Consider the following 20431-nt stretch of genomic DNA (forward strand, 5'->3'; position numbering starts at 1 on the left):
CCGCGCTAAGTCAGCAGACATGACCAAGAAGCCTGACATCCTGCGTATCGCAATCGCACAGCTCAACCCGACCGTCGGCGATGTCGCCGGCAATCTCGCCAAGGCACGCGAGGCGAGGGCGGATGCCGCGCGGCAGGGCGCCGATCTCGTGCTCTATACCGAGCTGTTCCTTGCCGGTTATCCACCGGAGGACCTGGTGCTGAAGCCGGCCTTCCTGAAAGCCTGCGAAAAGGCGGCACAGGACTTTGCCGCCGATACATCAGATGGCGGCCCCGGCGTCATCATCGGCACGCCGCTGAAGCGCAAGAGCGGCACGCATAATTCAATCATCGTCGCCGACGGCGGCCAGATCCTGGCCGAACGCTACAAGCTCGACCTGCCGAACTATGGCGAATTCGACGAGAAACGCGTTTTCCAGGCCGGGCCGGAACTGCAGGGACCTATAAACTTTCGCGGCGTGCGGCTGGGCATACCGATCTGCGAGGACATCTGGGGCGACGTCGCGGTCTGCGAGACGCTGGCTGAAAGCGGCGCGGAAATCCTGCTGGTGCCGAACGGTTCGCCCTATTATCGCGCCAAGATCGACGTCCGCCATCAGGTCGTGATCCGCCAGGTGATCGAGTGCGGGTTGCCGATCATCTATGCCAACCAGCTCGGCGGCCAGGATGAGCTCATTTTCGACGGCGCTTCATTCGCTATTGGCGCCGACAAGACGCTTGCTTTCCAGATGAGCCAGTTCGAGGACGCGATCGACGTCACGACCTGGAAACGCCAAGGCGATGGCTGGGTCTGCACGGAAGGGCCGATGTCGAAAATCCCGGAGCGGGAAGAGGCCGATTATCGCGCCTGCATGCTGGGCCTGCGCGACTACGTCAACAAGAACGGCTTCAAGAATGTGGTGCTCGGCCTGTCCGGCGGCATCGATTCGGCGATCTGCGCCGCCCTTGCCGTCGATGCGCTCGGCGAGGAGCGGCTGCGCGCGGTGATGATGCCCTATCGCTACACCTCGAGGGACTCGCTCAAGGACGCCGAGGATTGCGCCCGCGCGCTTGGCTGCCGCTATGATATCGTGCCGATCTTCGAGCCGGTCGAAGGTTTTCTGCATGCGCTGACGCAGCTTTTCGAAGGCACCAAGGAAGGCATCACCGAGGAGAATTTGCAGAGCCGTGCGCGCGGCACCATCCTGATGGCGATCTCCAACAAGTTCGGCTCGATGGTGGTCACCACCGGCAACAAGAGCGAGATGTCGGTCGGCTACGCAACGCTCTATGGCGACATGAATGGCGGCTTCAATCCCATAAAGGACCTCTACAAGATGCAGGTCTATGCGCTGTCGCGCTGGCGCAACAGCCATGTGCCGCCGGGCGCGCTCGGCCCCTCGGGCGAGGTGATCCCGAGGAACATCATCGACAAGGCGCCATCGGCGGAATTGCGCGAAAACCAGACCGACCAGGATTCGCTGCCGCCCTATCCGGTGCTGGACGATATTCTGGAATGCCTGGTCGAGAACGAGATGGGCGTCGACGACATCGTCGCGCGCGGCCATGACCGGGCGACGGTGATGCGCATAGAGCACCTGCTCTACATCGCCGAATACAAGCGCCGGCAAGCGGCACCGGGTGTGAAAATCACCAGGAAGAATTTCGGCCGCGACCGCCGCTATCCCATCACCAACCGTTTCAGGGACCGCTCTAACTCTTTGTTTTGACGCAATTCCCAAGGGAAAGCGCTCCGCGCTTTTCCCGGGAAAACCGTTTCACACTTTTCCTGGAATTGCTTTAGGCATCGTTTCGCTTCCTAGCGAGAGTGCGCGGTGCCGCGGGTGAAGATATGGCCATGCCTGACTGTGAGATCAGTTTCGACCTGTCGCGGATTGATTTCCGCACGACCTCCGACCTGTTGATGGCGAGCTACTGGGGGACTGGACGCAACGATGAGTTTCATCGCCGGGCCTTTGCCAATTCGTTCTGCGCCGCCGCTTATATAGACGGCAAACAGGTCGGTTTCGGCAGGGCGATCACCGACCGCACGGTGTTCGCCTATCTCGCCGATATCATCATCTGGCCACAGAATCGCGGGCAGGGCATCGGCCTGCGGCTGGTGCGGGCACTCATCGATCATCCTGAACTCAGCTCCGTCTCGCACTGGAGCCTGTCGACCGGTGACGCGCATGGTGTTTATGAAAGACTGGGCTTCAAGGCGTCGACGGATGGCCGATACATGCGCCTTGACCGACCGCCCCAATAACGGGCACGCGGCAAAGGCTTCCACCAGCCATATTGTTGCAAAATAACCTCAGTGCTTGGACCAGATAGGCTTTTGGTGTTCCCTGATCTTGGCGATCCACCGGGCCGTCTCTATAAGGACCGTTCCGCGATTCATTTGCGGGAGGTCCGAATGGCAGTATTTCAAATGGTAATGCGAGGCCGCGAAGCCTAGGTCCCATCAGGCGCCCCGCGAAGGTCTATCCTTCGCGCTGGAGCCGGATTGAGCACAGGCTTCTGCCGATGCCGGTCGCCGCCCTGACAAGGGCGTGACGCCAAAATATGCCACTCCGCTTCCGGGCAATCATTAGTCCCTTGTGCGGCTTCTTCAATTTTCGACCTTACCGGGATCGGGCTCTTTTGCGCCCGAATGACATCATGGCTCGTTTCAAGATCGATTTGCGCGCCAGCGCCTTTCGCAGCGTTCTTGGTTTCACGCTTACCCATTGGCGGCGCCAGCCCTGGCGGCTTTCGCTCATCATGGGCGGTTTCCTGCTGTCGACGCTGGCCGACGTCCTGACGCCGCTTTATTCCGGGCGGCTGGTCGACGCCGTCGCCAGCAGCGCCGGCGCGGACGCCATTGCCTGGAATGCCGCGATGACGGCGTTCTCCATGCTGATAGCGCTGGCGCTGACCGGCGTTGTGCTACGCAACCTTGCCTTCATGGGGATCGTCGAACTGACGCTGAAGATGATGGCCGACATTGCCGCCGACGCCTTCCATCGCGTCCAGCGCTTTTCCACCGACTGGCACGCCAACAGCTTTGCCGGCTCGACCGTGCGCAAGGTGACGCGCGGCATGTGGGCGCTCGACCTGCTCAACGACACCATCCTCATCGCGCTGCTGCCGTCGGTCGTCATGTTGGCCGGCTCGACGCTGCTGCTTGGCTGGTTCTGGCCGCTGATGGGCGCGGTCGTTGCCGCCGGTTCGGTGCTGTTCATCATGGTGACGGCGATGCTGTCGCTCGGCTATGTCGCACCGGCGGCAAGGCTCGCAAACACCTGGGACACTCGCCTCGGCGGCTCGCTGGCCGATGCGGTGAGCTGCAATGCCGTGGTCAAGGGCTTTGGCGCCGAGGAGCGCGAGGAGCGCCGCCTCGCCAGCGTGGTCGCCAAATGGCGTGCGCGCACGCGGCGCACCTGGGTGCGCGGCACCATCAACGGCACCACGCAAGGGGCGCTGCTGCTGGTCATGCGCGCCGCGGTGATCGGCCTGGCGCTGATGCTGTGGTCGTGGGGCCAGGCGAGCGCCGGCGATGTCGCCTTCGTATTGACCTCGTTCTTCGTGCTGCAGGGCTATTTGCGTGACATAGGCACGCATATCCGCAATTTGCAGCGCTCGATCAACGACATGGAGGAACTGGTCGATTTCCAGTCGGAACCGCTGGGCATCGAAGACCGGCCCGGCGCCAGGCCGATCCGGATCACACAAGGGGCGATCAGCTTCGACAACGTCACCTTTCACTACGGCAGTCACCGGTCGGCGCTCTACCGCGACTTTTCGGTCGATATCGCGCCGGGTGAACGTGTCGGGCTCGTCGGCCACTCGGGGTCGGGCAAGACGACCTTCGTCAAGCTCATCCAGCGGCTCTACGACGTGAATGCGGGAAAGATCCTGATCGACGGCCAGGATATTTCGCGGGTGGCGCAAGCGTCGCTGCGTGGGCAGATCGCCATCGTCCAGCAGGAGCCGATCCTGTTTCACCGGTCGCTGGCCGAAAACATCGCCTATAGCAGGCCGACTGCGACGCAAGGTGAGATCGAGCACGCCGCCAGGCTGGCGAGCGCGCATGACTTCATCATCGGCCTGCCGAAGGGTTATGGCACGCTGGTCGGCGAGCGCGGCGTGAAACTGTCGGGCGGCGAGCGGCAGCGCGTGGCGATCGCGCGCGCTTTCCTTGCCGATGCCCGCATCCTGATCCTGGACGAGGCGACATCGAGCCTCGATTCGGAATCGGAGGTGCTGATCCAGCAAGCGATGGAACGGCTGATGGTCGGCCGCACGACGCTGGTCATCGCGCACCGGCTTTCGACGGTGAGGGCGCTCGACAGGCTGCTGGTCTTCGACCGCGGCAAGATCGTCGAGGAAGGCTCGCATGACGAGTTGATCCGGCTGAAGGGCGGGATCTACCGCCGCCTCTTCGAGCGCCAGGCACTTGAACTGACCAAGGGCCTTGTCGGCTGACTTGAGGTGGCCTCCGGTTTCAGCCGGAGGTCACCTCATCGGGCGCCTGAGATGTGCGAAGTCCCCGTTATTTAGCGTGTGCTGGCCGGGCAAATCGGCCTATGAAGTCCGCGGTCGCAGCGGGAGACGGCAGGAGTGATGCGACGCGGTATCCAAGTCCTTTTCCATATTTTTCCATATACTGAGTCTCGAGACATTTTGTTTATGATGCCGATCGAGATACGTTGTTTCAACCATTGGTTTGTATATCCTTACTCGAAGCAACCCAGAGGCGATCGATGCAATCCTGGGATCCGACTACCCAGCGCAGGATTTCGCCCTACGATGCATCTTGGTTCCGCAAATGCTGCCCCGGAAAAGGTAGTTTCGCCGTCGGTGCTGGAATCTCAGCATGGTTCGGTTCGGCCGCTCGCTGCCGAAGATCTCGAGCGCGTCGCCGCACTCTTCCTGACGAAGTTCCGCCGCCGCCGGCGTCACCTCCTCGATCGCGCGATCGCTGAGACGGCCGAGTATATGAGGGAGATTTATCTTGACCCCGCCGGCCAGTCCGGTGCGAGCAGCGCTCTTGTCCACATCAACCGGCAGGGTGGTCTTGGTGGGTTCCTCGGCGTCCTGAAAGCCCGTTACGAACTCAACGGAGCGGCATTGAACGCGGCGATTATCGGTCCGTTTATGGCCGACCCAGGCACCGACAACGGCTTGGCGGGACCGCAATTGCTGCGTGCCTTGCATCAAGGTGGATTCGATCTGCAGCTGACCGATTCAGCCAACCGGGTATCTTTGGCCTTCGCGCGCCCGATGAAGTATCAGCTCCTGCCGGTGCATTGTTTGGGATGGACCTGTATTTTCCGGCCGGCCGCAATGGCCGCCGCCGCACTGCATCGTAAATGGCCCGGCCTGCCTCGCCTGGCGCTCGATCCCTGCGCGAGAGCATTCGATGCTCTTGCTAAAAGAAGGTTTGCATCCCCGGTCCAGCTTTCATCGCCGCAACGGGTCCACAGTGAGCCGATCGATGCCGCGCAATTTGCCGAGCGGCTGCCGACCTTGCTGTCCGATTACTCTCTTCGTCCGAGTTGGAGGGATGGCGAGCTGTCACGGCTGCTCGCGCTGGCGGCCGAGAAGCGGGCCGATGGCCCACTTCATTTCGGTGGGACTTACGACAAAACGGGCAAAATGCTCGGTTGTTATGCCTTCTACGGCCAAACCGGCGATATCGCGAACTTGTTGCAAATCCAGGCGTCCGGATCTCACTGGGGCTCGACGCTGGATGGCCTTATCGCGGCCGCGCGGGATATGGGCTGCGTGGGTATCACCGGGCAGACGCACAGCAGATTCATGCCTCAACTCTTCGGCTATAAGAATCTCTTCTTCCGCTATGCCGGGGGGACGATGGTCCGCTCGCGAATCCCCGAGGTCGCGGAAGCGGTCCGCTCCGGCGACATCTTTATCGGTGGCTTGATGGGCGACCGTTGGACCCGCCTCAGCTCCGATGACTTCGGCCGCTGATCGCCTTCATCTCAACCGGCGCCGGCTCCGCAGGACTGCCGCCGCCTATGCACCGGCTGGTCTTTTCATTCCAGTCGCCATGTTCTATGTCTGCGGCTCAGCGCGGGGGCGCATCTTGTCAACCACAAAGGCATCCGGTACGCCCCGTTCATGACAGTTACCGTTCGTTTTGCTCCCTCGCCAACCGGCCGCATCCATATCGGCAATGCGCGCACCGCTCTGTTCAACTGGCTGTTTGCCTTGAACAACAAGGGACGCTTCATCCAGCGCTTCGACGACACCGACATAGCCCGTTCGAAGCAGGAGTTCTCCGACGCCATCCTCTACGACCTGCACTGGCTGGGCATTTTTCCCGATGTCACTGAGTATCAGTCGCGGCGCTTTGAAATCTATGACGCGGCCGTCGAGCGGTTGAAGGCGGCGGGCGTTCTCTATGCCTGCTACGAAACGCCGGAGGAACTCGATCTCAGACGAAAGGTGCGCCGTACGCGCGGCCTGCCGCCGGTGTACGGCCGCGAGGCGCTGACGCTGACGCAGGAGCAGGTCGCCGAATACCAGTCCGACGGCCGTCGGCCGCACTGGCGCTTCCTGCTGCCCAATTTCACTGCCGATCCGCAGCAGCCGGAACGCACGGAGGTCCATTGGAACGATCTGGTGCGTGGCGAGGAAACGGTCGATCTGGCCTCGCTGTCCGACCCGGTCCTGGTGCGCGAGGACGGCACCTATCTCTACACGCTGCCGTCCGTCCTCGACGACATTGAAATGGGCGTCAGTCATGTCATCCGTGGTGACGACCATGTCACCAACACCGGCGTGCAGATCGCCCTGTTCAAGGCGCTGGGTGCCGAGCCGCCGGTCTTCGGCCATCATAATCTTTTGACCACCGCCTCGGGCGAGGGGCTGTCGAAGCGCACCGGAGCGCTCTCCATCGAAAGCCTGCGCGAGGATGGCATCGAGCCGATGGCCGTCGCTTCGCTGGCCGTGCTGGTCGGCACTTCAGAGAATGTCGCGGCCGCGCATGATCTGAGCGAACTTGCCGGCCATTTCGACCCGGCCGCGACCTCGAAATCATCGGCCAAGTTCGATCCGGACGAGCTTTTCGTGCTCAACCGCGTTCTCCTGCACCACATGCCGTTCGACGAGGCACGAGACAGGCTGATGGTGCTTGGCATCTCCGGTGAACAGGCCGAACCGTTCTGGCTGGCGGTGCGCGGCAATCTCGACCGGCTTGCCGACGCGGTGGCCTGGTGGCGCATCCTGCGCGAGGGGCCGCAGGAGAGATCCGAATTTTCGGCCGACGACCGAGATTTTCTTCATCAGGCCTTCGACGTCCTGCCCGAAGAACCCTGGAACGGCACCGTCTGGAAAGATTGGACCGGCAAGATCAGGGAAGCGACCGGGCGCAAGGGTAAGGGGCTGTTCATGCCGCTCAGACTTGCGCTTACCGGGCTGCCTTCGGGGCCGGAGCTTGCAGATTTATTGCCGCTGATGGGTCGGGAAGGAACGTTGGCCCGACGACCCTGACCTTGCGCTGTTCCGGCGGCAAGGCGGACACGGGCGATGTCACCGGTTTCGCGGAAAGCCGCTTGATGGCTTCGCGGTCGAGCCCGCCTGCCATATTGGCCAGGGTTTCCGGGTCGGCGCCTGGATCGGGCTTTGAGGCCGGGACGGGAACGACCGGTGCGGCTTCGGTTTCGGGCTGCGACCGCTGCTGATACGGCGCGTTGCCGCCAATGATCTGGAAATCCTGAGTGGCGGCATTACAGCCGCAGGCCGGCGGTCGCGACATGTTGGGCTGCTTATAGAGATAGGCGGTCGGCAATTCGCTATACGGTCTGCCGGTGACCGATGATGTCATCGATGCCGAATCGTCGTCCATGCCGCGCGAATAGAAGACCTGCATCTCGGTGCCAGGGCAGCTCGATTCGCAATTCTTCTGGTCGCGCTCGAAATCGCCGACCGAGGCAGCGTTCGACATCGGGAAGAAATAGCCGTCGCAGGTGCGCACGCAGCTGGTGTGGAACTCACCGCCGGTGCCCGGCAAGTCCGGACTGCCGGGTTGGTTCAGGACGCGGCGGACATTGCGCTCCTCGCCGGGATCGTCGGGTTCGTCAAGCGTGTCGCCCTGCCGGCTGTCATTGCCGAAAAGCTGGTCGAACAGGTTCGCGTTGCCGTCTTCGCCTCGGTCGGCTTCCCGCGGCGGATCGCGGCGCGGCGCAACCGTGTCGTCGCGGCAGCCATTGGCGTCGAGCGCGGCCAGGATGCGGCCGCGGTCGCGACGTGACCCGCCGCCGGCGAGCAGGGCACGCTTGGCCTGGAGACTGTCGAGATTGGCGTTCATGCGGTCGATGGTGGCGTTGAGCCCGGCGCATTGGTTGATGTTGCGGGAAAACAGCGAAAACCCGCAACCGGCGCTGCTCGCTTGGCCGCGGGCCTTCGAGATCTGTTCGCGCTGCCGGTCGATCGCGGCGTCGTATTTGCGGACCATTGCCGGGCCACCGCCACCGCCGCGCGAAGCCCCAAGATCAGCCTCCAACTGCCGGCAGACCCGCGAGGCGGCCTGTGGCTCGGTGATGGTGGCGCCGGACAGCAGGAGGCCAAGCAGCATGGCAGCATGCGCCCGCTTCAACCCTCCGCTTGTCATCCGCCTGAATCCCGCTGGCCTGTGGTCGCCAAGCTACCCGTTCGCGGTTAATCGTCTATTTCGGATGCGGTCCAGTGGTTGGCCGAAAGGCGGTGATCAATTCGGCTTGCGCGCTCGATGGATGGCCGGCAGCCCGCTCCGGCGGCTGTCAGAACTTGTAGTTCATGCCGATCTTGACCGCATTGAACGTGTTGTCGAACGTGGTGTTGGAGTTGACATCATAGTCGATGGTCTGGTCCCGCAGATCGACATATTGATATTCGAACTTTGCCGACCAATGGTCCGAGATCGCTTGCTCCAGTCCGGCGCCGATGGTCCAGCCGACCTTGGTGTTCTTCTCGGAAGAGCTGTTCAGGGGGCCGTCGAGATAGCGGTTCTCGACGCTTCCGAACGCCAGGCCGCCGGTCCCGTAGATCAGGGTGCGATCGAACGCATAGCCTGCCCTGGCGCGAAGCGTTCCAAACCAGTCCACCTTGGTGTCGTAAGTATCGCCTTCGCCAACATGGATCTCATCGGAGTGCCCCTTGATGTCGGCTCCGGAAAAATCGGCCTCGACGCCGAGAACAGCGGAGTTGATCTGGTGGTTGTAGCCGATTTGGACGCCGCCCAGGAAACCATCCGTGTCGTAGTCCTGCGAACCCTGGATAGTTGGCGTGTTCGGCAGATTGTAAGCCGCATCGGTCTGTCCGAAACCGTAGCCGATTTGCCCGCCGACATAGACGCCGGACCAGTCGTGGACGGTTGTGGGTTCGAAACTGACTGCGTCGGCGGCGAGTGCTTGTCCGCTGATCAGGGAGAGCAATGCCGATGCAAGCGACAGACCCTTCATGACGTCCTCGCCGCCAAACCAGATGCGCAACCGTATCAGGTCGGCTTTCCCTGTGAAATCCGCTTCCGGCCAACGCCGATTTTCCGCAATCGGAAGTTGCCGGCCAGCAACACCTCGGTTTTGGACGAGGTGGTCGCCGGCAGATGAGGGAAGCTGTCCTCGGCCCAAACTGAACCCGCTGGAGCCCAGCTCAGTCCAGATTGGCGACAGCCTGCGCCTTGTGCGCCGCCTCGACCACGGCCAGCGCCGTCATGTTGACGACACCGCGCGACGTGACCGAGGGCGTCAGGATATGCGCCGGCTTGTCGGTGCCGAGCAGGATCGGCCCGACATGCAGCGCATCCATCATGGCGCGCAGCGCCGTCAGCGTGATGTTGGCCGAATCGAGATTCGGGAACACCAGCAGATTGGCCTCACCCTTCAGCCGCGAATGGGGATAGACGCGCTGGCGCAGATGCTCCGACAATGCGGAATCGGCGTGCATTTCGCCGTCGCACTGCAGCTCCGGCGCAATGCGTGCAAGGATCGCCGCCGCTTGCCGCATCTTCAGGGCACTCGGCGAATCGCGCGAACCGAAATCCGAATGCGACAGAAGCGCCGCCTTCGGCTCGATGCCGAAGCGCTGGATTTCCTCGGCCGCCAGCACCGTCATTTCGGCGATTTCTTCGGCTGTCGGGTCGACGGAGACGTGCGTGTCGGTGAGGAAGATGATGCCGCGCTGCGAGATCAGCATGGACAGCGTCGACAGGTCATAATCCTTGATGCCGGCGCGCGGTCCGATGATCAGCGTCACATTGCGCAGATGCCGCTCGAAGCGCCCTTCGAGGCCGCAGACCATGGCATCGGCATCGCCGCGTTTCAGCGCAAGTGCCGCGATCACCGTGTTGTCGGTGCGCACCATGGTGCGCGCGGCCTCCGTCGTCACGCCACGCCGGCCTGCAAGCTCGATCAGGAGGTCGACATAGTGGCGGTAGCGCGGATCGTCTTCCGGGTTGATCAGGCCGAAATCGACGCCCGGCTTGATGCGCAGGCCATAACGTTTCAGGCGGACCTCGATGACATGCGGACGGCCGATCAGGATCGGCTCGGCAATGCCTTCCTCGAGCACCACCTGGGCAGCGCGCAGCACGCGCTCATCCTCGCCATCGGCGTAGATGACGCGCTTGGCGCTCGAGGCCTTGGCGGACGAGAACACCGGCTTCATCACCAGGCCTGAGCGGAAGACGAAACGGTTGAGCTTGTCGATATAGGCGGCGAAATCGGTGATCGGCCGTGTCGCCACTCCGGTGTCGCAGGCCGCCTTGGCGACGGCCGGCGCGATGCGCAGGATGAGCCTGGGATCGAAAGGCGACGGGATCAGGAAATCGGGCCCGAAGATCGGCGTCTCGCCCGAATAGGCACGTGCAGCGACGTCCGAAGGCTCTTCGCGGGCGAGGGCGGCGATGGCCCGCACGGCAGCCATCTTCATCTCCTCGTTGATGGCGCTGGCGCCGCAGTCGAGCGCGCCACGGAAAATGTAGGGAAAGCAGAGCACGTTGTTGACTTGATTGGGAAAATCGGACCGACCGGTGCAGATCATCGCATCGGGACGCGCCGCGCGCGCCACTTCCGGCATGATCTCCGGATTGGGATTGGCGAGCGCCAGGATCAGCGGCTTCGGTGCCATGTGCTGGAGCAGTTCCGGTTTCAACACGCCTGCCGCCGACAGGCCGAGGAAGACGTCGGCGTCTTGGATGACATCAGCCAGCGTGCGCGCCTCGGTGTCCTTCACATAAGGATCCTTCCAGCGGTCCATCTCGTCGACACGGCCCTTGTAGGCGACGCCGAAACGGTCGGTGACCCAGATGTTTTCGATGCGCACGCCGAGCGAGACCAGAAGGTTGAGGCAGGCAAGGGCCGCGGCACCTGCGCCGGAGGTGACGACCTTGATGTCCGAAATGGTCTTGCCGGCGAATTCAAGCCCGTTGAGCACGGCAGCGGCGACGATGATGGCGGTGCCGTGCTGGTCGTCGTGGAACACCGGTATGCCCATGCGGGCCTTCAGCCGTTCCTCCACCTCGAAACATTCCGGCGCCTTGATGTCCTCGAGGTTGATGCCGCCGAATGTCGGCTCCAGCGCAGCAACCGTTTCAACCATGCGCTCGATTTCAGGCGCGTCGATCTCGATGTCGAAGACGTCGATGCCGGCGAACTTCTTGAACAGGACCGCTTTGCCTTCCATGACCGGCTTGGAGGCCAGCGGGCCGATATTGCCGAGGCCGAGCACTGCCGAGCCGTTGGAGACGACCCCGACCAGGTTGGCGCGCGCCGTGTAATCCGCCGCGGTTGCCGGATTGTCGCGGATCTCGAGACAAGGGGCGGCCACGCCGGGCGAATAGGCAAGCGCCAGGTCGCGCTGGTTGCCGAGCGGCTTGGTCGCCTGGATTTCGAGCTTTCCCGGCGTCGGGTGCTTGTGGAAATAAAGGGCGGCTTCGTCGAGGTCCGAACGTGCCGTTTTCTTGTTCTCGCCAGTCATTCCGGCCCTCCCTGCGCTCTGCCTGCGACCCTTCTTAGCATGCGGCCGCGGTTTTTCGAGATGCCAAATGACGCAATCGCAGATCACATCAGCGAGACAGGAATAGCTGATTTATTTCAGCCGCTTGGACAGGGTTTCTTCTGCACTGAGATTGTAGAGGTCAGAAGGCGCTGACGTAGAGACCGCCGTCGACCGGTATGTTCTGCCCGGTCAGGTAGCCGGCATGGACCGAGCACAGGAAGGCGCAGATCTGGCCGAATTCCTCAGGCGTGCCGAGCCGCTTGGCCGGCACATCGGCGCTGATGCGGGTCTTGCGCGCCGCGGCAGCAGCGGGGTCCTCGACGGTGCCGGCCTCATGCGGGCCGCGCAGACGGTCGGTATCGAGCTTGCCGGGCAAGAGACTGTTGATGGTCACGTTGCGGTCGATCACCGTTCGCGCCACGCCGGCAAGGAACGAGGTCAGACCGGCGCGCGCGCCCGACGACAGGTCGAGACCGGGAATAGGGACGTAGACGGACAGCGAGGTGATGTTGACGATGCGCCCGAAGCCGCGCGCGGCCATGCCATCGAGCACGGCCTGCACCAGCTCGATTGGCGTCACCATGTTCTGGGTGACGCCTTCGAGGATTTTGCCGCGATCGAGTTCGCGAAAATCGCGCAGCGGCGGACCGCCATTGTTGTTGACGAGAATGTCGGCTTCGGGGCAGGCGGCGAGCAGCGCCTTCTGCACATCCGGCTTGGAGACGTCGCCGACGACTTCCGTCACCGTCACGCCATAGCGCTCGCGCAGCTCCGCGGCGGTTTTCGCCACCAGGTCGGCGTTGCGGCCGTTGACGACGATATCGCAGCCGGCCTCGGCCAACGCCATGGCGCAGCCTTTTCCAAGCCCCTTGCTCGAAGCGCAGACGATGGCCTTCTTTCCGCTGATACCGAGATCCATGACGATTTCTCCTGTGATTTGGCCGGCAGGCTAGCGCTAGCGCTGGACCAATCGCAACCGTCATACGGTTGTTGCATGAATCGGGGCATAGGCTGCTCGAAAGCAAGGTGAAATCGCGATGTCCGGCCCAGAGCCCCGCACTTTCCGCAGCATGTTCATTTCCGATGTCCATCTCGGCTCGAAAGCGGCGAAGGCCGAGTTCCTGATCGATTTCCTGCGCCACCACGACGCCGACATCATCTATCTGGTCGGCGATATCGTCGACGGCTGGCGGCTGCGGAGGAGCTGGCACTGGCCGCAAAGCCACAATGACGTCGTACAGAAACTGCTGCGCAAGGCGCGCAAGGGCGCCAGCATCACCTATATCGCCGGCAATCACGACGAGTTCGCCCGCCAGTTCCAGGGCGTGCATTTCGGCGGCATCGTTGTCGCCGACCGAGCCATCCATGAGACCGCCGACGGCAAGCGCCTGCTCGTCATCCATGGCGACCAGTTCGACACCGTCGTCCACAATCAGCGCTGGCTCGCCTATCTCGGCGATCATGCCTATGACGCGGCGATGATCGTCAACCGCGTGGTGACACGGCTGCGCCAATTGCTCGGCCTGCCTTACTGGTCGTTCTCGTCCTGGGCCAAAGTCAAGGTCAAGAAGGCGGTCAACTTCATCGGCTCGTTCCAGACCGTGCTGACCGAGGAGGCGCGTCGCTCACATGTCGACGGCGTGATCTGCGGCCATATCCATCATGCGGCGATCGAGAATTTCGATGACGTGCGCTACATCAACACCGGCGACTGGGTGGAAAGCTGCACGGCCGTGGTCGAGCATTTCGATGGCCGGATGGAAATCCTGACCTGGGCGCAAGTGATGCCCGAGGCGCCGGACGAGCCCTTCATCCCGATGCTCATCGAAGATCGGGTCGGGCAGGCGGCCTGAAGCGGGATTTGACGGCGGCTTTCAGCGTTAATCGATTAGTCCAGCCGGTTTCGCCTGGTTTTCTGCCATGTTAAGGGATCGATCCAGGTCGCCAGCCGGTCGAGCGCGGCGTAATTGGATCGATTCATGTCCCTGCCGCCGCTTTCGCCAGAACAGCTCGTCAAGCCGCGCCATTTCGAACTGCGCATGAGTCTGATCTTCGGCACGTTGTTCATATCGCTCGGCACGCATCTGCCCTATTTCCCGCTGTGGCTGCAGGCCAAGGGGTTTCATGCCGAACAGATCGCCGTCATCCTGGCGGCGCCGATGTTCCTGCGCGTGGTGACGACACCGCTGCTGACGACGCTCGCCGACCGGGCGAGGGACCGCGCCGATGTCTATATCACGCTGGTGGCGGCTGCCCTGCTTTTGTCGGCGGGTTATTTCCTCACGCCGACCTACGCGATGGTGCTGGCTGTGTCGCTGGCGCTGACAATCGTCTGGACGCCGCATTCGCCGATCGCCGATTCGCTGGCGCTTTCCGGGGTACGCCGCTTCGGCTCGAATTATGCAAGCATGCGCAAATGGGGTTCGATCTGCTATCTCCTGGCCAATGTCGCGGGCGGCTTCATCCTGGCGGCCACCGGTCCCCAAGCCGTTCCGGTGATTATATTCCTTGCTCTTGGCGCGGCACTCATCGCGGGGCTGCTGGCGCCGCGCCTGGGGCGTCCGCGCAAGGCCTCGCCGCTGTCGGCCGCGGAAATCCAGCACGCGGCGCCGAGCCTGTTCAACGCCTATTTCCTCTACTTCACGCTTGGCGTCGGCATCATTACCGCCAGCCATGCCTTCCTCTACGGCTTCGTTTCCATCTACTGGAAATCGATCGGCATCAGCGATTCCGTCGTTGGCCTGCTGTGGGCCTGGGGCGTGGTGTCCGAAGTCTGCATGTTTTTGTTTTTCAGCCGTATTTTCGGCTCCGTGTCGGTCGCCAGGGTGATGCTGATCGCCGGCATCGGCTCGATCGTGCGCTGGATTGCTTTTCCGCTGGTGTGGCCATTCGGCCTTGGCGTTCCCGGCTTCTTCGCCGTGCAGTCGCTGCATTCGGTGTCTGTCGCAATGGTGCTGATCGGCCTGCAGAAGATGATCGGCGAGACCGTCTCCGAGGAGCGCACGGGTGCGGCGCAAGGCATCGCCTATTTCTTCAACGGCTTCTTCATGGCCGCCGTTACGCTTGCTTCCGGTCCGCTCTATGACCGTCTCGGCGTCGACGGGTTCCTGGCGATGATCCCGATCGCGGTCGTCGGCCTCGTGCTGATCGGGCTTGCGGCGCGCTCAGCCCCAAAGCACCCGGTCCGGGGGTGAGACGAGCGAACCCTGGTAGACCAGGCCCGGCTCGCGGTCGCGGGCAAGCAGCAGCGGGCCGTCGAGATCGACGAAATCGGCATCCTGGGCCAGCAGGACCGCCGGCGCCATCGCAAGCGATGTGCCGACCATGCAGCCGACCATGACGCCGAAACCCAGTTCGCGGGCGCGGTCACGCAGCATCAGCGCCGCCGTCAGCCCGCCGGACTTGTCGAGCTTGATGTTGACGGCGTCGTAGAGGCCGACAAGCGAGGCAATATCCTTGGCCTCATGCACGCTTTCGTCGGCGCAGATCGGCACCGGATGCGCGATGTGGCGCAGGATCCCGTCACGGCCCGCCGGCAGCGGCTGCTCGATCAGCGCAATGCCTTGCTCGGCGGCAAAGGCCAGGTTCGCGACGATGTTGTCGTCGGTCCAGCCCTCATTGGCATCAAGGATGATTCGGCTCCCGGGCGCCGCGTGTGTCACCGCCTGGATCCGGGCGATGTCGTTGTCGCCGCCGATCTTGACCTTGAGCAGCGGCCGGTTGGCATTGGCACGGGCCTGTGCCGCCATCGCCTCGGGTTCGCCGAGCGACAGCGTGTAGGCGGTTTCGAGCGGAAGCAGCGGAGCCCGCGAGATCGCGTTCGCCACCGGGTTGCCGCTCATCTTGGCTTCGAGGTCCCACAGGGCACAGTCGACGGCATTGCGGGCGGCGCCGGCCGGCATGGCACCAAGCAGGGCGGTCCGATCGATGCCGTCGGCGATCCGCTCGCGCATCGCCTCGATCGCCGCGTGCACGCCGTCCATGGTTTCGCCGTAACGCTTGTAGGGAACGCATTCGCCGCGCCCTATATGTCTGTCTTGGCTGATCGTGCACGTAATGACCTCGGCCTCGGTCTTGGAGCCGCGCGAAATGGTGAAGGTGCCGGCAATTGGAAAACGCTCGGCCTCGACCGAAATGACACGCGCCATATTTTTCTGCTCCGGCTGTGCGAGAAGGGTTGTCGGCAAATCGACAAGGTCGGACCCGTCAGGCTAAACAGGACGCCATGTTGACCATCGGCAAGCGTGACGCAAGCGGTACGACCGCCTCGGAGGCTGACCACCAACCACGCGTGGCAGTCGGCGAGGAGGGCGGCGTTCTCGACTGCGCGTTCTCCGGTATCTGGACGACACGGACCGTGGCGGCGATCGACGCCGACATGCGCAAAATAGAGAAACGAAGCGGTTTCAAGACCTTGGCTCTCGATCTTTCAAAAATCGAGAAGATCGATACCGCCGGCGCCTGGCTGATCGACCGGCTGGTCAGCGTCTTCGAGAAGAAGCACGTCGAGGTCCGGCTGCAGGGCCAGAGCGAGATCGCTTCCATCCTGCTCGACGCGGTCGGCGAGGCTGTCCGCCGAGAACCCGAATCCGGGCCGGCGCGGCCGCCCAACATCATCATTCGCGCCTTGGAGGCGGTTGGCCGGCGCGTCTACGAGATGCGCGACGATTTCCTCGCCTCGATGAATATTTTGGGCGCCACCATCCGCGGCGCGCAGATGAAGCTCGGCCGCGGCCATGCCGTCAATCCGGCGTCGATCTTCAACCAGATCGATCGCATGGGCGTCGGCGCCATTCCGGTGGTGGTGCTGATGTCGGCGATCGTCGGCGCCATCGTCGCCCAGCAGGGCGCCTACCAGCTCAGCTATTTCGGCGCCGACATCTTCGTCGTCGACCTCGTCGGCGTGCTGATCCTGCGCGAACTCGGCGTGCTGATGACGGCGATCATGATCGCCGGCCGGTCCGGCAGCGCGATCACCGCCGAGATCGGCTCGATGAAGATGCGCGAGGAGGTCGACGCGCTGAAGGTCATCGGTCTCAATCCGATCGGCGTCCTGGTCTTTCCGCGCCTGGTTGCACTGGTGATCGCCTTGCCATGCCTGACGATCATCGCCAATTTCGCGGCGCTCGGCGGCGGCATTGCCGCGGCCTGGCTCTATTCCGACATTACCCCGGCCGCTTTTCTCGACAGGCTGCGCGTCGCCATCGATCTCAGCACCATTTTTGCCGGGCTGATCAAGGCACCGTTCATGGCAATGATCATTGGCACGATAGCTTCGGTCGAAGGCATGAAGGTCGGCGGCAGTGCTGAGTCGCTCGGTCAGCATGTGACCGCCTCGGTGGTGAAGTCGATCTTCGTCGTCATCATCCTCGACGGCCTTTTCGCCATGTTCTACGCAGCGATCGAGTTCTGACATGGCGAACGGCAATGGGGTTACGACCAAGGAGCAGGACGAAGGCGACATCGTGCTTTCGGTGCGCGACGTCACCGTGGCCATCGAGGACAAGGTGATCCTTGAGAGGCTTTCGCTCGACATCAAGCGGGGCGAGATCCTGGGCTTCGTCGGGGCTTCGGGCGCCGGCAAGTCTGTCCTCTTGCGGACCATTCTCGGGTTGATGCGCAAGCAGACGGGAACGATCAAGCTGTTTGGCGTCGACGTCGACAAGGCAAGCGATATGGAGCGGCTGCGCATCGACATGCGTCTTGGGGTGCTGTTCCAGCATGGAGCACTGTTTTCAGCGCTGACGGTGTTGGAGAACGTGCAGGTGCCGATGCGCGAATATCTCGACCTGCCAAAAAAGCTGATGAATGAGCTGGCGCTGCTGAAAATCGAGCTGGTGGGATTGCCGCCGGACGCGGCGCAGAAATTCCCCTCCGAACTCTCCGGCGGCATGATCAAGCGCGCAGCACTTGCGCGCTCTCTGGCGCTCGATCCGGACATCGTCTTTCTCGACGAGCCGACGTCCGGCCTCGATCCAATCAGCGCGGCAGAGTTCGACGAACTCGTCGTCAAGCTGCGCGACACCATGGACCTGACCGTCTATATGGTCACGCACGACCTCGACACTCTGTTCACCGCTTGCGACCACGTGGCGGTGCTGGGCAACAAAAGAGTTTTGGTCGAAGGCACCATCGACGACATGCTGAAGAGCGAGGAGCCGTGGGTGAAATCCTATTTCCGCGGAAAACGCGCCCGGCAACTTGATCTTGCTGCGCGCGCATAGCCATAAGTGAAGCCATGGAAACCAGAGCCAACTACGTCATTGTCGGCATCTTTACGCTGGTTGCGATCCTGGCGGCGTTCGGCTTCGTCTATTGGACGGCCGCGATCGGTGAGAGGGGCGAGACGACGCTGCTGCGCGTACGCATTCCGGGTTCGGCTTCGGGCCTCGGCCGCGGCAGCTTCGTGCTGTTCAACGGCGTCAAAGTCGGTGACGTCAAGCGAGTCTATATCGATGTCGACAATCCCACTGTCGCCATCGCCGACACCGAGATCGATCGGATGACGCCGATCACCAAATCGACGCAAGCCGATATCGGGCTTGCCGGCCTCACCGGGCAGGCCAACATCGAACTCAAGGGCGCCGACCCCAAGGAAGTGAAACTCCTCGACCAGGCCGAGAAGGAAGGCAAGGTCGCCGAGATCGTCGCCAACCCGTCAGCCGTAACGAACCTGCTGCAAACGGCGCAGACCATCTTTACGCGCGCCGACAAGGTGCTTTCGGAACTCGAAGGCTTCACCAAGGATGTTCGCGGGCCGCTGACGCAGACCGTGCAGAACGTGCAGACATTTTCCGATGCGCTGGCCAGGAATTCCGACGGCATCGACAAGTTCCTGTCCAGTGTCAGCGCGCTGTCCGACGAACTGAAGGGTGTGTCCGGCAAGCTTGACGGCACGCTGAAGGCGGCGGAAGGCCTGCTCAATGCCGTCGACAAGGACAAGATCAAGAGCATCGTGGCCAATGTCGATACGGTGACCGCGAACCTCAAGGAAACATCGCAGCAGCTCGACGGCGTGATCAGGAATGTCGACACGGCGGTCGGGTCCGTCAATGATTTCGCCAAGCAGACGCAAGGCACGCTGGCCAAGGTCGACGGTGTGCTCGACGGCATCGACCCGGCGCAAGTACGCACCGCTCTGGCCAACATCCAGAAGGCCAGCGAAAGCGCCAACAAGGCGGCCGCCGACATCGCCGTTGTGACCAACAAGTTCGCCAACCGCGCCGACGACATCGACCAGACGATCAAGGACGCCAAGCAATTGGCGCAGCGGCTCAACGACGCCTCGGTGCGGGTCGATGGCATCCTCGCCAGGGTCGACACCTTGCTCGGATCCGGACAGGCCGATGGCGTGATGGCGGACGCCAGGGCGACGCTGAAGTCGTTCAAGCAGGTTGCCGATACGCTGAATGCCCGCCTGGGAACCATCACCGACAATCTGGCGCGCTTCTCCGGCAAGGGGCTGCAGAATGTCGAGGCACTGGTGCAGGACAGCAGGCGCTCGATCAACCGCATCGAGGAGGCGGTGACCGACCTCAGCCGCAATCCGCAGCGCATCCTTTCGGGTGGCGAGGGCGAGGTCCGGCAGTTCGACGGCAGGGCGCGCCGTTGACTTCGGGCTCGGCGCACCCCAAGAACATGAGCCGCGAAGGCGGGGTGATCTTACGATCCGGGGACAACGGGGATCGCGCGTGAAGTCTATGTGGGTGAGAACGGGCGGGGTGACATCGGCTGCGGCTTTGCTCGCCCTGACGCTAGGCGGGTGCGCGGTGTTGGGCGCCAAGCCGGCACCGCTCGACACGTTCGAGCTTTCCGCGCCGCCCATCGACATGCGCGGCCACAGCCGCCGCCAGATCCTGATCGCACAGCCTTCCGCGCTCAAGGCGCTGGACAGCCAGAGCATCGTCATCAAGCCATCGGACGGCTCGATCCAGTATTTGAAGGGCGCGCAATGGGCCGACCGGCTGCCGCTGATCGTGCAGGCGCGGCTGGCCGAAACCTTCCAGCGCTCCGGCAGCTTTGCCGGTGTCGGCAAGCCGGGCGAAGGCCTGGCGATCGATTATCAGGTGATCGTCGAGGTCCGTTCCTTCGAGGTGCGCGTCGAAGGCGGCGAGCACGCTGAGGTCGATCTGTTCGTTCGACTGCTCAACGATCGCAATGGCGAGGTACGGGCTTCCAAGAGCTTCACCGCGACCGCACCCGTTTCGGGCAGCGGCAATTCCGCCTATGTCAGCGCGCTCGACAGCGCGTTCGGCGACGCCGCCAAGCAGATCGTTCGCTGGACCGATTCGGTGATCTGAGCGCGAGGCGCTCAAGGCAATCGGTCTGCGCCGCCCCTCATTGCCCTGCCGGGCATTTCTCCCCGTATAGCGACGGGGAGAAAGGGCTGTCGCCGATGATTTCGCCAATCACCAACGTTGCAGAACGGGCGGAGCGGTCGATGCTATCTCCCTTCTCCCCGTCACTAT

Annotated in this window: 16 protein-coding genes; 11 read left to right on the plus strand and 5 right to left on the minus strand. The window is 62.9% G+C overall.

Annotated elements, in window-relative coordinates:
- Window positions 1-19: 19 nt before the first annotated feature.
- The 5 genes from JT360_RS30060 to gltX all read left to right on the plus strand — a co-directional run bounded on the left by JT360_RS30060 (window position 20) and on the right by gltX (window position 7478).
- Window positions 20-1708, plus strand: coding sequence for an NAD+ synthase (locus tag JT360_RS30060; protein ID WP_214476563.1), 1689 nt, complete (start codon window positions 20-22; stop codon window positions 1706-1708).
- Between the two features lie 128 nt (window positions 1709-1836).
- Window positions 1837-2247, plus strand: coding sequence for a GNAT family N-acetyltransferase (locus JT360_RS30065; protein ID WP_214476565.1), 411 nt, complete (start codon window positions 1837-1839; stop codon window positions 2245-2247).
- A 395-nt stretch (window positions 2248-2642) separates the two neighbouring features.
- A complete protein-coding gene (locus tag JT360_RS30070; RefSeq protein WP_214476567.1) occupies window positions 2643-4448 on the plus strand; it encodes an ABC transporter ATP-binding protein in 1806 nt (601 codons plus the stop codon).
- 324 nt (window positions 4449-4772) lie between these two features.
- Window positions 4773-5954 (plus strand): hypothetical protein, encoded by a 1182-nt coding sequence (locus JT360_RS30075; RefSeq protein WP_214476570.1) that lies wholly within the window; start codon window positions 4773-4775, stop codon window positions 5952-5954.
- Between the two features lie 150 nt (window positions 5955-6104).
- Window positions 6105-7478: a glutamate--tRNA ligase gene (gene gltX, locus JT360_RS30080; RefSeq protein WP_214476572.1), complete on the plus strand. Its 1374-nt coding sequence runs from the start codon at window positions 6105-6107 to the stop codon at window positions 7476-7478.
- On the opposite strand, the gene JT360_RS30085 is transcribed toward gltX, so the two are convergent.
- The 4 genes from JT360_RS30085 to JT360_RS30100 form a co-directional block, all read right to left on the minus strand.
- On the minus strand, window positions 7396-8598 hold the full coding sequence (locus tag JT360_RS30085) for a DUF2865 domain-containing protein (RefSeq protein ID WP_214476574.1): 1203 nt from the start codon (window positions 8596-8598) through the stop codon (window positions 7396-7398). The two genes, gltX and JT360_RS30085, sit on opposite strands and share 83 nt — an antisense overlap.
- A gap of 148 nt (window positions 8599-8746) precedes the next feature.
- Window positions 8747-9427, minus strand: a complete 681-nt coding sequence (locus tag JT360_RS30090) for an outer membrane protein (protein ID WP_214476576.1) — start codon at window positions 9425-9427, stop codon at window positions 8747-8749.
- A gap of 190 nt (window positions 9428-9617) precedes the next feature.
- Window positions 9618-11942 carry an NADP-dependent malic enzyme gene (locus tag JT360_RS30095; RefSeq protein ID WP_214476577.1) on the minus strand — a complete coding sequence of 775 codons (2325 nt, stop codon included), beginning with the start codon at window positions 11940-11942 and terminating at the stop codon, window positions 9618-9620.
- A gap of 160 nt (window positions 11943-12102) precedes the next feature.
- Window positions 12103-12882, minus strand: coding sequence for an SDR family oxidoreductase (locus tag JT360_RS30100; protein ID WP_214476579.1), 780 nt, complete (start codon window positions 12880-12882; stop codon window positions 12103-12105).
- 151 nt (window positions 12883-13033) lie between these two features.
- Here JT360_RS30100 and JT360_RS30105 point away from each other — a divergent pair, with 151 nt between their 5' ends.
- Both JT360_RS30105 and JT360_RS30110 read left to right on the plus strand, forming a co-directional pair.
- On the plus strand, window positions 13034-13816 hold the full coding sequence (locus tag JT360_RS30105; protein ID WP_214476592.1) for a UDP-2,3-diacylglucosamine diphosphatase: 783 nt from the start codon (window positions 13034-13036) through the stop codon (window positions 13814-13816).
- A gap of 126 nt (window positions 13817-13942) precedes the next feature.
- Window positions 13943-15157: an MFS transporter gene (locus JT360_RS30110; RefSeq protein ID WP_214476581.1), complete on the plus strand. Its 1215-nt coding sequence runs from the start codon at window positions 13943-13945 to the stop codon at window positions 15155-15157.
- On the opposite strand, the gene dgcA is transcribed toward JT360_RS30110, so the two are convergent.
- On the minus strand, window positions 15128-16111 hold the full coding sequence (gene dgcA, locus JT360_RS30115) for an N-acetyl-D-Glu racemase DgcA (RefSeq protein WP_214476583.1): 984 nt from the start codon (window positions 16109-16111) through the stop codon (window positions 15128-15130). The genes JT360_RS30110 and dgcA overlap by 30 nt on opposite strands.
- Window positions 16112-16188: 77 nt before the next feature.
- Between dgcA and JT360_RS30120 the strand changes: the two genes are divergently transcribed.
- The 4 genes from JT360_RS30120 to JT360_RS30135 all read left to right on the plus strand — a co-directional run bounded on the left by JT360_RS30120 (window position 16189) and on the right by JT360_RS30135 (window position 20263).
- On the plus strand, window positions 16189-17376 hold the full coding sequence (locus JT360_RS30120) for an ABC transporter permease (protein ID WP_214476585.1): 1188 nt from the start codon (window positions 16189-16191) through the stop codon (window positions 17374-17376).
- A 1-nt stretch (window position 17377) separates the two neighbouring features.
- On the plus strand, window positions 17378-18187 hold the full coding sequence (locus JT360_RS30125) for an ABC transporter ATP-binding protein (protein WP_214476587.1): 810 nt from the start codon (window positions 17378-17380) through the stop codon (window positions 18185-18187).
- Between the two features lie 14 nt (window positions 18188-18201).
- A complete protein-coding gene (locus JT360_RS30130) occupies window positions 18202-19575 on the plus strand; it encodes an MlaD family protein (protein WP_214476590.1) in 1374 nt (457 codons plus the stop codon).
- Between the two features lie 88 nt (window positions 19576-19663).
- Window positions 19664-20263 (plus strand): ABC-type transport auxiliary lipoprotein family protein, encoded by a 600-nt coding sequence (locus JT360_RS30135; protein WP_214476593.1) that lies wholly within the window; start codon window positions 19664-19666, stop codon window positions 20261-20263.
- The last annotated feature ends 168 nt before the right edge of the window (window positions 20264-20431 follow it).

The organism is Mesorhizobium sp. dw_380 (genome assembly GCF_018588885.1).
Classification (GTDB): Bacteria; Pseudomonadota; Alphaproteobacteria; order Rhizobiales; family Rhizobiaceae; genus Mesorhizobium.

Excerpts from the sequence above, each read along its gene's own strand:
- JT360_RS30060 (WP_214476563.1), top strand. The coding sequence starts at position 20 with ATGACCAAGAAGCCTGACATCCTGCGTATCGCAATCGCACAGCTCAAC.
- JT360_RS30065 (WP_214476565.1), top strand. The coding sequence starts at position 1,837 with ATGCCTGACTGTGAGATCAGTTTCGACCTGTCGCGGATTGATTTCCGC.
- JT360_RS30070 (WP_214476567.1), top strand. The coding sequence starts at position 2,643 with ATGGCTCGTTTCAAGATCGATTTGCGCGCCAGCGCCTTTCGCAGCGTT.
- JT360_RS30075 (WP_214476570.1), top strand. The coding sequence starts at position 4,773 with ATGCATCTTGGTTCCGCAAATGCTGCCCCGGAAAAGGTAGTTTCGCCG.
- gltX (WP_214476572.1), top strand. The coding sequence starts at position 6,105 with ATGACAGTTACCGTTCGTTTTGCTCCCTCGCCAACCGGCCGCATCCAT.
- JT360_RS30085 (WP_214476574.1), bottom strand. The coding sequence starts at position 8,598 with ATGACAAGCGGAGGGTTGAAGCGGGCGCATGCTGCCATGCTGCTTGGC.
- JT360_RS30090 (WP_214476576.1), bottom strand. The coding sequence starts at position 9,427 with ATGAAGGGTCTGTCGCTTGCATCGGCATTGCTCTCCCTGATCAGCGGA.
- JT360_RS30095 (WP_214476577.1), bottom strand. The coding sequence starts at position 11,942 with ATGACTGGCGAGAACAAGAAAACGGCACGTTCGGACCTCGACGAAGCC.
- JT360_RS30100 (WP_214476579.1), bottom strand. The coding sequence starts at position 12,882 with ATGGATCTCGGTATCAGCGGAAAGAAGGCCATCGTCTGCGCTTCGAGC.
- JT360_RS30105 (WP_214476592.1), top strand. The coding sequence starts at position 13,034 with ATGTTCATTTCCGATGTCCATCTCGGCTCGAAAGCGGCGAAGGCCGAG.
- JT360_RS30110 (WP_214476581.1), top strand. The coding sequence starts at position 13,943 with ATGTCCCTGCCGCCGCTTTCGCCAGAACAGCTCGTCAAGCCGCGCCAT.
- dgcA (WP_214476583.1), bottom strand. The coding sequence starts at position 16,111 with ATGGCGCGTGTCATTTCGGTCGAGGCCGAGCGTTTTCCAATTGCCGGC.
- JT360_RS30120 (WP_214476585.1), top strand. The coding sequence starts at position 16,189 with ATGTTGACCATCGGCAAGCGTGACGCAAGCGGTACGACCGCCTCGGAG.
- JT360_RS30125 (WP_214476587.1), top strand. The coding sequence starts at position 17,378 with ATGGCGAACGGCAATGGGGTTACGACCAAGGAGCAGGACGAAGGCGAC.
- JT360_RS30130 (WP_214476590.1), top strand. The coding sequence starts at position 18,202 with ATGGAAACCAGAGCCAACTACGTCATTGTCGGCATCTTTACGCTGGTT.
- JT360_RS30135 (WP_214476593.1), top strand. The coding sequence starts at position 19,664 with ATGTGGGTGAGAACGGGCGGGGTGACATCGGCTGCGGCTTTGCTCGCC.